Consider the following 12,404-nt stretch of genomic DNA (forward strand, 5'->3'; position numbering starts at 1 on the left):
TTGTCAGTTGTTAGTTCGTGCTGACAACTGACAACTATCAACTGACAACTATCAACTGACAACCAAACCATGACCGTACTGCTGCTCGAAGACGAGTATCCGGCCGCCGAGCGGCTCCAGCGCCTACTGCTGCAGGCCGCGCCCGAAGCCCGCGTGGCCGCCGTGCTCGACAGCGTAGCCGGGGCCGTGGCCTGGCTTACCGACAACCCGGCGCCCGACCTCATCATCTCCGATATTCAGCTCGCCGACGGCCTCAGCCTCGACGTCTTCGACCAGCTTATCGTGCGCAGTCCGGTCATTTTTGCCACGGCCTACGATGCGTATGCCCTGCGCGCGTTCAAGGCCAACAGCATCGATTATCTACTCAAGCCCATCAAGCTAGCCGAGCTACAGACGGCCCTGGCCAAGCTGCGCGAGTGGCATACGGCCCCGGCGCCGGCCCGGCAGCTCGAGAGCCTGCGCGACAGTTTGCCCCGGGCCGAACGGCAGTACAAAACCCGCTTTCTGGTGCGCAGCGGCGAGCAGCTGTTGCCCCTGCCCGCCGCGGCCGTAGCCTGGTTTCAGAGCCGCCACGAAGTAACTACGCTGGTAGCCACCGACGGCCGCCGCTTCGTGGTCGACTACACGCTCGAGCAGTTGGAAAGCTTGCTGGAGCCGGGGCAGTTTTTCCGACTCAACCGCCAGTTCATTGCCCACCTACAGGCCGTGCAGCGCCTGCACCCGCACTTCAACGGCAAGCTCAAGCTCGACCTCACGCCCCCGCCCAGTGAGGAAGTGCTGATCAGCAAGGAAAAAGCCGGCGCGTTTAAGCAGTGGCTGGAGAGCTAATGTGGGAAATGTGGTTGAATGTGGGTAATGTGTCATTGCGAGGAGGGACGACGAAGCAATCCGTCCTCTGCGCAGAGGACGGATTGCTTCGTCGTCCCTCCTCGCAATGACAACCGATTAGCACATCAGCACATTACTCACATTCCCCACATTATCTTTCCAGCCATGCCCTGAATGCCGGAACCCGCTCACGGCTGATGAGCACGTCGCCTTCGGGGGCAGCGGGGGTCAGCACGGTTTTCAAGCGGCTGTTGGTGTAGTGAATAATGTCCTGGATAGCGTCGTGCTGGGCAAAATAGGCGCGGTTCAGGCGGAAAAACTGGCGCGGGTCGAGGAGCTTTTCCAGCTGCTCCAGCGTCTGGTCGATAACGAAGCGGCGGTTTTCGCGGGTTTGCAGGAAGGTGGCTTTTTCGAGGCTGAAAAAGTAGCTGATACTTTCCACCGGAATGACTTTCAGATGCTCGCCCACTTTCACTACAAACTGCTTCTTATACTGATTCTGGGGCTGTAGCTGCTGCAACACCTGGCTCAGCAGCGCCGAGTCGATGGAGGGCGCAGGAGCCGTGGCCGCGCCGCGCAACGCCTGCAGCTTGTGCAAGGCGGCCTGCAGCTCCTCCTCGTCGATAGGCTTGAGCAGATAGTCGATGCTGTTAACTTTAAAGGCGCGTAGCGCATACGCATCGTAGGCCGTGGTGAAGATAACCGGGCAGCGCACATCGGCCTTTTCGAACAGCTCGAAGCTGAGCCCATCCGAAAGGTGAATATCCAGAAACAGCACATCGGGCGGGGTGGTAGCCGTTTGGAGCAGCACCACAGCGGCTTCCACCGAATCGGCGGTGGCGCGCACCGCTACCGGTGGGTTCTGGCGGCGCAGCAGCTCAGTGAGCCGGCGGGCCGCCAGCGGCTCGTCTTCAATTACAAAAGCATTCATATTTCGAATGTGCGAATGTGGTGGAATGTGCTAAAATTAATGTGGGGGAAATGTGGAGAATGTGTCATTGCGAGGCGCAGCCGAAGCAATCCGTCCTCTCAAATGTGCCGCGCTTCCTTATATAGAAAGCCCTTTAGTATTCGTGTAGTAAAGAGCTTTCTGGTAAAAGAGTATGTCGTACTGCGCAAAGGACGGATTGCTTCGGCCTTCGGCCTCGCAATGACACATTCCTAACATTCTCCACATTTCCCCCACATTCAGCACATTCCACCACATTTGCACAGTAGCTTACCGCTCCATCTCCAGCACCGGCAAGGTTACGACGAATTCGGCTTCGGTGCGGGCTACCACGATGGGCTCGGCGGTGAGGTGGCCGTAGCGGGCCGTCAGGTTGGGTAGGCCGATACCCATCGACTCGTCGGGGCCGAGGCGGCGCAGGCGCAGCGTGTTGCGCACGGTCAGGGTTTTGGCGGCGCAGTCGAGGGCAATGCGCAGGTGCATGGGCTGGCTGACGCTGGCCGCGTTGTGCTTCAGGGCATTTTCCAGCAGCAGCTGCAAGCTCAGAGGCGGCACCACGAAGTGCGCGGGCACGTCGGCGGCGGTGGGCAGCTCAACCTGCAGGGCCTCGCCGTAGCGGATGTTCTGCAGGAACAGGTAAGATTTGGCAAATTCCAGCTCGTCGGCCAGTGGTACTACTTCGCGCTGCCGGGCATCGAGCACGTACCGGTACACCTGAGAAAGCTGCCGGATAAAGCGCACGGCCAGCTTGGGCTCCTCCTCCACCAGGGAAGTCAGCGCGTTCAGGGCATTGAACATAAAGTGCGGATCGAGCTGCTGGCGCAACGACTCGGTTTCGGCCTGGGCCATTTCCCGCTGCAGCCGCTCGTTGCGCACCAAGGCCTCGCGCCAGCCTAGCAAAAACGAGCGACTGTGCATAAACATGGAGCAGATAACGGTGATGACCAGCGGAAAAATGTAGCCATCGATGTACTTGGCCGACACCAGTTGCCGCACATCCTGGTGGCGGTAGAGAATGTAGCCCAGCCGCACTACCACAATAACGCCCAGCGACCCGACCAGCGACACCAGTATCGTGAGCACCAAGCGCTTGGCCGGGGCTTGCTTCCAGCCCACGTACTTATCGAGCCAGTCGACGGAGTAGCCGTTGGCCAGCCACAAACCCGTGGTGTAGAGCGCCGTGAGCAGGAAGTTGATGAACATATCCTGCGGATTATCCAGGCAGCGCAGGCAGGTAAGCAGGCTGATGGAGGCCGAAACGCCGAGCAGAATCAGAAGTAGCCGCAGCCACGGCCGGGCCCGTAGGGGTGGGATGGTAGGAGCACGCTGGGACGACATGGGGTGAGTGCTGGGGCTAGGCATACGCGGGGAAAGATACGGGCTAAAAACAAGGATCAGGCCGCCGCGCTGCCCGCCGAAACGCCAGGCCGGACCAATGGCCGCTGCCGGGCATAGTATAATCCGAAGCCCAGAATGAGCATAATTCCCAGCAGTGAGGGGCCAAACTGGCTGTAGGGCTTGTATTGCGGCAACACGGTGCCTGTAAAAGCCGAAACCAGGGCAAAATAGGCGCTGATCATCTTCCAGAGGTGGTCGTAGCGCCAGAGCGTGCGGCGCCACAAGGCCAGAAAGCGGAAGCGGGCCAGGTCGTAAATGGTCATCACGACCAGCGCGCCCAGCGTGGAGTAGATGATGCCCGGCGTCCAGACCAGCTCGATAACCCGCAGGCCCGCCACCAGCCCCACACTGCTCACCAGAAAGCCGGCCGCCACCCAGCCATCTAGCGGCGCGGGGCCGGTAGCCCGCCGCCGCACCGCCCGAAACCCCGACCACGCCTGGTACACACTCAGCAGCACGATGCCCACCAGATAGCCCCGGAAGTTGAACACGGCCAAACCCAGCACCGCCGTGAGCAGCACGCCGGCCGTTGCCAGCAGAAACCAGCGCCCGAAGCGCCGGTGCCCCGCGCCGCCCTTACGCCCCAGCATCGGCACCAAGCCCAGCAGCATAGCCAGCGTACCGCACACGATGTGCAGACCGATATTGAGCTGGTGCAGCAGTTCCATAATAAGCAGAAGATAAGCAGAACGGGTATAGCGGCAAACCGGAGGCTCCTTCCTTTTTCCAGGAGAGAACCTCCGGTCTGCTATTTACTTGGCGGCCTGGGCCGGCGCGGCGGCGGGCTGAGCGGTGTAGGATTTCAGGCGGCCCTGCAGCTGCCGCTCACCCCAGCCGGGGGCCAGCACACTGGCGGGCTGGAAGGCGGCGTAGCGCACTTTGGCTTCCTCAAACAAAGGCTTGGCAGCCTCGGGGCCACCACCAAACATCTTGGGCGTGAAATACACGTTGTTGCCCTCCACCAGGTAGATGCGCGGATTGGCCGGGTTCAGCTTTTTGGCCTGCACCAGTGCCTCCCGCGACAATGCCGAATACTTCATGGAGCGGGCCATGGGCGCAATGCCCAGTCGGGCCTGGTGAATGTAGGCTTGTAGCACCAACAGCTCCGATTCGTCACCACCCAGCTTGCGGGCCTGGGCCAGGGAGGCTTCGGCTTGGTCGAGGTACTTGTCTTTGATGTCGCCTTCTTCCTTGCTTGTAAAACAGGTCAGCAGGCGGCCGTAGGCTTGGTAGTACTGGGGCAGCCAGTCGGTGGGCACGGCGGCGGCGGCCCGCTCAAACTTGCTGACGATTTCCTTGAGCTGGGCCGGGTCGCCGGTGCTGTTCAGCTCCGTAATGGTGGCGGCCATCATATCGGTGTAGCCGGCCGGGGTGGCAATGGCTGGCGCAGCGGCGGCAGCCGCCGAAGCGGCTTTGGCGGCGGGCTGCTGGGCCTGGGCCGTGAAGGCAGCGGCGGCGAAGGCGAGAGTGAGCAGGGCGTTTTTCATGGCGAGAAGCGGTAAGGATGAAGGATTTGCGGGAAGTGAAAGACGATGCTCCAAAGGTGGCCGGTAGCGGCGGGGCCTGAAACTAAAGGTTGCTGAAGCGTCGGATGAAGCGGATGAAGCGTAGCTGGAGCCAGCCCTGTTACTCCGGGGCCGTGTTGGTATCGGCCGGGCGCTTTTTGTCGATGGAAATGAGCAGGGCCACGAACACCATGCGGGGCGCCGAAGGCAGCACGGCCGTAGCAGCATACCGGCCGCTGGCGTCTTTGGTGGTGCTGTAGCGGTAGCCATACACATTCTGGCGGCCCAGCACGTTGGTGCAGCTTACGTGCACGATGGTGAAGTTTTTCCACAGCGTGGTTACGTAGCTGGCATTCAGGCTCAGGTCCTGGAAGCTGGGCAGGCGGCCCCGGTTGTAGCCGTCCTGGTCGTTGGGGTCGTAGTAGGCGCGGGGGCTGCTGTAGGTGTAGGTAGCGCCAAACTGCGTGTGGATTTTGCCCACCCAGTACTTGCCCACCAGGTTCAGGTTGTGGCGGGCGGCGAAGGTAGGCGTGGCCTGCACCGGGTCGAAACGCTGCTGCCGGCGGGTGTCGAGCAGGCCGTAGCTCACCCAGTAGTCGGCGTTTTTCACCGTTTTTTTGTCGCGCCACAGCACATCCACGCCGCGGGCGTAGCCGGTGCCGGTGCTGCGGTAAGTGGCCGGGTCGGCCGGGGTCAGCAGCTGCGGATTATACACGCCGCTTAGGTCGTAGCGCACCAGCTGGCCGTAGGTTTTGGAATAGGCCTCCACGCGCAGAGTCCGGTCGTGGTAGCTGCGCAGGTAGGTGAGCTGCAGGTGCTGGGCCCGCTCGAAGCGCAGCCGCCGGGGGCTGTCCACGCGCAGCAGCAGGTCGTTGCCGGGGTTCTGGTAGAAGTAGCCCCAGGCCCCCGAGAGCTGGGCTTTTTCGTTGAGTTGGTAGGCCAACGCCAGCCGGGGCGCGGCATTCCAGCGGCCCAGCACGCCTGAGTATTCGGCCCGGCCACCCATGCGGCCCACCAGCTTGTTGCTGAAGGCAATGTCGGACTCGGCAAAGCCCGCTAGGCGCTGTTCCGTCAGGCCGAAACCTAGGCTGTAGGGGTCGGCAACGAAGTGCTGGTCGTTGCGCTGCACAAGGCCTTCCACACCCAGCTTCAGGTTCCAGTAGGCACTGGCCGAGTCGTTGGTGAGCACCAGGCGGCCCACCAGGCTCTGCTCCAGCTCCTGCATGCTCTGCTCCCGGGTTTCCTCCGTATCGGTGTCGCGGGTGGTAATGGCGGAGCGCTGGTTGTCGCGGGTGGCAGCCACGCCGGTTTGCACCGACCAACCCCGGGTGAGCGGACTGCGGAAAGAGGCGTTCAGGTAGGTGTTGTCGGAATTCAGGCTCACCGGCTGGCCGCCCTCCCAGTCTGCATTGGGCTGGCGGGCCCCGATGTGCTGGCGAGTGTAGGCCCCGTAGAGCTTGAGCATGCCCATCTCGCCGGTTTTCTGCCGCAGTGCCACCGAGCCCCCGCCCGACTCATAGGCCGATAGCAGCCGTTGGGGCACCAGCCCGATGTAGGGCCGCATGTTCATATAATCGGCCGTAACGGCTATGGATGACCGCTCGAAGCGCTGCTGGTGCGAGAGGCCCAGGCTGCCCAGCGAAATCAGCGAAATGCCGGTCTGGGTTTCGGGGGCCAGGTCTTCGGAGGTCAGGGCCACCACCGCCGACAGCGCCTGCCCGTACTCGGCCGAGTAGCCGCCGGTGCTGAAGGCCATGCCCTTGAAGAGCATCGGCGAAAACCGCCCCCGGGCTGGCATACCCGATACCGCCGCGTTGTAGGGGCTTTGCAGCGGCACGCCGTCGAGGTACTGACGGGTTTCGCCGGCCCCGCCGCCGCGCACAAACAACTTGCCTTCCTCGCCGTTGCGGGTGGTGCCGGGCATCGTGTTCAGAGCCCCGGCCACGTCGGCCGAAGCGCCGGCCGTCGTTACCACGTCGCGGGCCGAGAAGGTGGTGTTGCGCTTGGTGTCGCTGGCCTCGAAGGTGCCGCTGGTGATGACCACGTCGCCGAGCTGGTTGCGCACGGCCTTCAGCGTGATGGTGAAGCGCCGGGCCGTGCCGTCGAGCACCACCGGCTGCTCCTGGGCCTGGTAGCCGAGCAGGGTGACGACCAGCGGCAGGGTGCCCGTCTGGCGGGTACTGAATTTGAAATGGCCCAGCGTATCGGTGCTGGCCCCGTCGAAAGTGGTTTTCAGAAACACGTTCACGCCGGGCAGGGGCTGGCCGCTGGCGTCGCGCACTGTACCGCTCAGGGTAGTTTGGGCCAGGGCCGTGAAGGTGGTAGTCAGCAGGAGCAGCAGCAGAGGTAGCAGTCGTTTCATCGGGGTAGCGGCGTAGTGATGCTCCAAAGGTGAGCGGCTACCGGGCCCGATGAAACTAAAGGTTGCCGAAGCGTCGGATCAGGGGGATGAAGCGTAGCGGGGCGGGGGTTGGCTCATTTCGTCGCAGTAGCTCGGCTATTGCTGAGTGACTGCACTGAATCTTCCGAACCTACCCGGGTATCGTCGAAAGGTACACGACTACCTTCCGAACCAACACCTGTCTCTTCCAAACCTACCCAAGTACCTTCCGAACCGACGCTTGTCCTTGCAGAGCCTGCCCAGGTGCCTTCCGGACCCACTCGGGTAGCTTCCAAACCCACCTGTGTACCTTCGGAAGGTACCCGAGAAGCTCGTGAAGCAACACGGCCCCGTTCGGTAGTACCGAACGGGGCCGTGTTGCGGGCAGACCAGGAACTCAGACGCCGGGCTTGGTGGCTGGAGCCGCTCTTTTCCCCTGGCTGGCGAAGCGCTCCTTCAGCGCATCGTGGGCGGCCTGGGCCCCGGGCGCGTTGGCTCTGGCTGCGCTCTGAATGTTGCGGTACACGGCCAGGGCATCGGTGTAGGCCTCGCCGCCGGTCTGCATCATGGTGCTTTCCACGTCGGTGGTCAGCTGTTGCAGGGGGCGCAAAATGGTGCCCAGGTCGGTGGTTGCCTGCACATCTTCGCGCAGGCCGGGCAGGTCTACAAATGAGGGCACGAAGCCGGGCGTGGCCGTGCCATACTCCTCAATCTTCTGCATGAAGGCCACCGACCGGTCGCCCATCTTGGGTACTTCCTGGCGCTGTTCGGGGGTGAGCGGGTGCAGGTAGGGCGTCAGCTCCTGCTGAATGGTGGCGAGGGCCGCGTCGATTTTGGCTTTAACGGCGGCGGGAATGACCACGGAAATGCGGTTGAGCATACAACAAAAGGATAAAATTGTGGACAATAAGCGCCCCTGCCGTGGTGCGTAAGCAAGAGGATAATCGGATAGAATAGCAAGGCCGGAAGATGCCGGGAAAAGCGCAGGAATCCAAGCATCCCGCGGGGTTTCGGTACGGGCCAGAACCGGGGAAGCGCCGCCCCTGCCCCTGCCCTACTCGGGCGGAGTTGGTATCTTGCAGCCCCGCTCCATTCCTTCCTACATCTACATGCCCGAACGCGCTACTACCGGTTCGCCCCTCGCCTCGCCGGCGGCCCTCAGCCAGCCCACCGCTTCCGCCCCGCGCCAGCCCCGGCTAGGAGTTCTGTGCCTGTCGGGCAGCCTGGGGGGCCTGGAGTTCAACAGCCTGAAATTTGCCGCCTGGATGCAGGAGCGGGGCTGGGCGACTACCTTGTTTGTGCCCCCGGCTACACCGTTGGCCGAGCTGGCCGGGCAGTGGGCGGTGCCGCTGGTGGCGCTGCGGCCACTGCGGGGCCCGCGGGTGGTGGCCGCAGCGCGGGTGTTGCAACATGAGCTAAGCGAGCGGCAGATTGAGGTGCTGGTCGTTACCCAGAACAAGGACCTGGGCCTGGCCAGCCTGGCCAAGCTGCTGCTGCGCGGCCGGCTGCGCCTTATCTACCAGCAGCACATGCAGCTGGGCCGGCCCAAGCGCGACTGGTTTCACACCCTGCGCTTTCAGCTGCTCGATGCCTGGCTGAGCCCCTTGCCGGGGTTGGCCCGACAGGTTACCGAGAAAACCCGGTTTGCCCCCGAGCGAATCCACGTAGTGCCCCTGGGTTTGCCGATAGAGCAGTTTGCGGTGGCCCTGCAGCCCGCCGAAGCCCGCCGGGCCCTGAATCTGCCCCCGCAGGGAATCCTGCTCGGCATTATCGGCCGGCTCGACCCGGGCAAAGGGCAGGATTTTGTGGTGCGGGTGCTGCACCAACTGCGCGCCACCACGGCCCATCCGGTGCAGCTCGTGATTATGGGCGAGCTAACCCGCAACGAAGGCGACACCTACCTGCGCCAGCTACGGGAGCTGATTGCGGAGCTGGGCCTGGAAGACCAGATTTTCTTCCGCGAGTTCCAGCCCGACCCGGCCGCATTCTACCGCGCCATCGACATTTTCGTGCTGGCTTCCACCAACGAAACTTATGGCATGGTAACGCTGGAGGCCATGGCGGCGGGTGTGCCCATCGTGGCCTCGGCGGCGGGTGGCACCCTGGAGCTGGTGCAGGAGGGCCAGACCGGCCTGCTCTACCCCCTGGGCGACGTAGCGGCTTGCGTGCGCCAGCTGCGCCACTGCCTGGAGCAGCCCGAGCTTACCCGGCAGCGTGTAGCCCGGGCGCAGGCCTACGTGCAGCACTATTCGCACGAGCAGCAGTGTCTGCTCACCGAAACCGTTATCGAAAGCTTGGGCGTGAGCGGGCCAGCCACGACTAAGGCAGCGGAGTAAGCAAGCCCCGCCCCCAGGCCGCGGCCGGCCGTTTTACCGTTGGAAGAACAGTGACTCTTCGATGCCGCGCACCGTGGCCAGCCAGTCTTCATTTTCCAGCACCATCACGTCCAGCGGCATAGTCAGACTCTCGCCCTGCAACGAATCGTTGACGGCATGATGCAGCGCGGCCGTCGCCTCGTCGGAAGCCGCCAACAGCACCACGCCCAGCACGATGCTCATTTCTCCGTTCAGCTGCTGCGCATACTGGTACGCCTCGGCTACTATCCCGATTCGCCGGAAGTTGGCGCTCAGCTTGTGGAGCACCGCCGGGGGCAAGGGGTGCAGGGGCTTGCCTACCAACACTTCCGTGGGTTGCTCCAGCACGGTTTCCCGGATGTTTTCCCGGCTGCGCTCCAGCACAAACATATTCGGCCGGCCGCTATTAATCACGACCCGGTCGATGCCCTGCTGCTCGCAGAACTCGAGCACGTCCTGGGTGCGCAGGGCGGTGTACTCGGTTTCCTGCCCGGCCCAGCTCAGCAGGGCTTTGGCGTCGCTGAAAGCGCCCAGCACCCGCAAGCCATCCACGGTAAAAACCGACGCCAGCGTCAGCGTTGAGCCGGCTTCCAGCGTCTGCCAGCCGTCGGCAGCCCCGCCTTTATTTACCGACGGCAGCAGCAGGCAGGAGTTACCCGTCAGTATTTCCTGCATCACCGCCTGGTAGCTGTCGGCCGAAGGCTGCCGGCTGTACACATCGAGCAGCTGATTAAACTGAATATTGTCGGGTTGCTGCTTGGGCGGCGCCTGCGGCGGCAGCTCCTCACGGCCAAATAGCTTCTTTAGAAAATTCATCGGGTTGCGGGTTGAAATACGCCCCTGAAAGTCTGGCACAGTGACTACGATTTCAGGCAGGCGGCGCAACTACGTCAATCCAATCCGAATGGCCAACGGCGCGCCACGGCAGCTCCAAACCGGCGGGGCCCGGCTCAAAATACCTACTTCTGGGTATTGCGCGTCCATTGCTTCACAAGGAGCTTTGTTGATTCTTTTTCCCTCAACAAAGCTCGCTCTATGCGTCATTTTTTACTTTCTCTGGGCCTGGTTTCTATGCTGGGCATCTCGGCCGCTCACGCCCAAACGCCCGCCTGGCAATGGGGCGCGCAAAGCGTCAATCCGACTCCGACCAACGAAACCGAGGCCCGCTCCTATGCTATTGCTACCGATGCGGCCGGCAACAGCTATATGGGCTTAGGCCTGCAGGCCCGCAATGGCGTCTCGGCGGTTCGCAACTTTGGCACCACCAGTCTCACCAGCACCGATATCAGTGGAGTTGTGGCCAAGCTGAACGCGGCTGGGCAATGGCAATGGGCTACGGCCGTCTCGGCCCTGGATGCCAACGGCAGCACCATCGTATTTGTATCGAACGTGGTAGCATCCCCAGCCGGAGACGTGTTTGTAACGGGTTCGGTGGATGAGGATGCCACGTCCATACGCGTAGGCACGGTTACGCTGAACCTGACCGGCTCCAACCTGGAGCAGCGCACCTTCGTGGCCCGCCTCAACAGCAGCGGCCAGTGCACCTGGCTGATAGCCATTAACGACGTCGATGCCGGTGATATGGCGCTAAACCCGGTGAACGGAGAGCTGGTGCTGACGGGTGACTACCGCGGCGCCGCTACTATTGGTACCACCACGCTGCCGGCCCCCGTTGGCACCAACGATAGTGGCCTGTTCGTAGCGCGCCTCAGCCAGGCCGGCCAGTGGACCAGCGCCCTGAGCGTGCGCACGAGCGGTACCGGCGACGTCAGCGGGGAAGAATTATCCGTTGGCCCCCAGGGCCAGGTAGCCGTGGCCGTTGTGGTCGAGAATGGCTCGGCCACGCTGGGCAGCACCACCATCAACGCCAGTACCGCCGATAAAACGGCCGTGGCCCAGCTTACCCCGGCGGGCCAGTGGCAATGGGCGGTGCAGTCTTCCAGTTCATCTACTAGCTTGAGCGTAAATGGCCTGGAATACGATGCCAGCGGCAACCTCTGGGTACTCAACACCAACAATGCTGGCAGTCAGCTGGGCACTATTACGCTGCCCACCGGCACCATTGGTTTCATCGGCCGCCTTTCCCCGGCTGGCGCCTGGAACCTGGCCGGCTCCATTACCAGCCAGGGCGGCAGCTTTCCGGGCGGCAGCAAATTAGCTGTTGATGAGCTAGGCAACCCCGTAATAGCCGGCTTGCTGGAAGGCACGACGAACCCCACGACCAGCTACTCGTTTGGCACGCGCACTCTCTCCTTCACCGAGCGGGGCAGCTACGTGGCCCGCTTCAACACGGCCGGCCAGTGGCAGTACGCCATTAAGCCCCCCACTGCTACCAGCAACATCAACAGCAGCAACACTTATTCCTTTAACTCCATTGCCCTCGACCGGGCCGGCAACTTGCTCACGCTGGGCAATATTTTCTCCAGCACGGTTACTTTCGGCACTACCGTGCTGACGGGCTCCTACCGCGACATTTTCGTGGCCAAGCTCGCCAACGCCGGGGCTACCCTGGGCGTGCGGCAGGCCGCCGGTGCGCAGCCATTGGCCCTGTATCCGAACCCGGTGACGGCCGGCGCGGCAGCCACGCTGCGCTTAGCCGCTCCGGCCAGTGCCGCGCAGCCCATTACGCTGCGCAATACGCTGGGGCAGATTGTGCGGGAGTCCGGCGTTGCCGCCGGCCGCCAGGAAGCCACGGTAGCTACCGAAGGCCTGGCCCCTGGCGTGTACCTGCTCGAAACCGGCCTAAGCCGGGCCCAGGTGGTTATCCAATAGCCGCCGAGCCGGCTGCTACCACGGTCTTGTGTAGAATACCGGTTAAAGCCGGGGCTTGCTGTTCGCAGCGGGTCCCGGCTTTTTGCTTGATGGACAATTGTGGGACCTAACCAGGCAGCGGCCAGCACACGCCAGCAACGGACCTTTCTTTTAAACTGAAATACGCCTTCGTCAGTTCGAACACCTCTGGTGAGGCCCCGCGGCCCACGCCGCTTCAC

10 protein-coding genes are annotated in these 12,404 nt (G+C 62.8%); 3 read left to right on the forward strand and 7 right to left on the reverse strand.

The window, feature by feature from the left end:
- Positions 1–69 precede the first annotated feature (69 nt).
- Positions 70–828, forward strand: coding sequence for a LytR/AlgR family response regulator transcription factor (locus LGH74_RS14035; protein ID WP_226176620.1), 759 nt, complete (start codon positions 70–72; stop codon positions 826–828).
- Between the two features lie 151 nt (positions 829–979).
- Here LGH74_RS14035 and LGH74_RS14040 read toward each other — a convergent pair whose 3' ends face one another.
- The 6 genes from LGH74_RS14040 to LGH74_RS14065 form a co-directional block, all read right to left on the reverse strand.
- Entirely contained in the window at positions 980–1,759 is a 780-nt protein-coding gene (locus LGH74_RS14040; RefSeq protein WP_226176622.1) for a LytR/AlgR family response regulator transcription factor, read from the reverse strand.
- A gap of 288 nt (positions 1,760–2,047) precedes the next feature.
- Entirely contained in the window at positions 2,048–3,139 is a 1,092-nt protein-coding gene (locus LGH74_RS14045; protein WP_226176624.1) for a sensor histidine kinase, read from the reverse strand.
- Between the two features lie 32 nt (positions 3,140–3,171).
- Positions 3,172–3,843 (reverse strand): DUF2306 domain-containing protein, encoded by a 672-nt coding sequence (locus tag LGH74_RS14050; RefSeq protein ID WP_226176626.1) that lies wholly within the window; start codon positions 3,841–3,843, stop codon positions 3,172–3,174.
- A gap of 84 nt (positions 3,844–3,927) precedes the next feature.
- A complete protein-coding gene (locus LGH74_RS14055; RefSeq protein WP_226176628.1) occupies positions 3,928–4,662 on the reverse strand; it encodes a hypothetical protein in 735 nt (244 codons plus the stop codon).
- 139 nt (positions 4,663–4,801) lie between these two features.
- On the reverse strand, positions 4,802–7,042 hold the full coding sequence (locus LGH74_RS14060) for a TonB-dependent receptor (RefSeq protein ID WP_226176630.1): 2,241 nt from the start codon (positions 7,040–7,042) through the stop codon (positions 4,802–4,804).
- Positions 7,043–7,457: 415 nt separating this feature from the next.
- Positions 7,458–7,940: a hypothetical protein gene (locus tag LGH74_RS14065; protein ID WP_226176632.1), complete on the reverse strand. Its 483-nt coding sequence runs from the start codon at positions 7,938–7,940 to the stop codon at positions 7,458–7,460.
- Between the two features lie 229 nt (positions 7,941–8,169).
- On the opposite strand from LGH74_RS14065, the gene LGH74_RS14070 reads away from it, so the two are divergent.
- Entirely contained in the window at positions 8,170–9,396 is a 1,227-nt protein-coding gene (locus LGH74_RS14070; RefSeq protein ID WP_226176633.1) for a glycosyltransferase, read from the forward strand.
- Between the two features lie 33 nt (positions 9,397–9,429).
- Here the strand turns inward: LGH74_RS14070 and LGH74_RS14075 are convergent, their stop codons facing one another.
- Positions 9,430–10,230 (reverse strand): SseB family protein, encoded by an 801-nt coding sequence (locus tag LGH74_RS14075; RefSeq protein WP_226176634.1) that lies wholly within the window; start codon positions 10,228–10,230, stop codon positions 9,430–9,432.
- 219 nt (positions 10,231–10,449) lie between these two features.
- Here LGH74_RS14075 and LGH74_RS14080 point away from each other — a divergent pair, with 219 nt between their 5' ends.
- A complete protein-coding gene (locus LGH74_RS14080) occupies positions 10,450–12,186 on the forward strand; it encodes a T9SS type A sorting domain-containing protein (RefSeq protein WP_226176635.1) in 1,737 nt (578 codons plus the stop codon).
- Positions 12,187–12,404 lie beyond the last annotated feature (218 nt).

Source organism: Hymenobacter lucidus, assembly GCF_020447265.1.
In the GTDB taxonomy this organism is placed as follows: Bacteria; Bacteroidota; Bacteroidia; order Cytophagales; family Hymenobacteraceae; genus Hymenobacter; species Hymenobacter lucidus.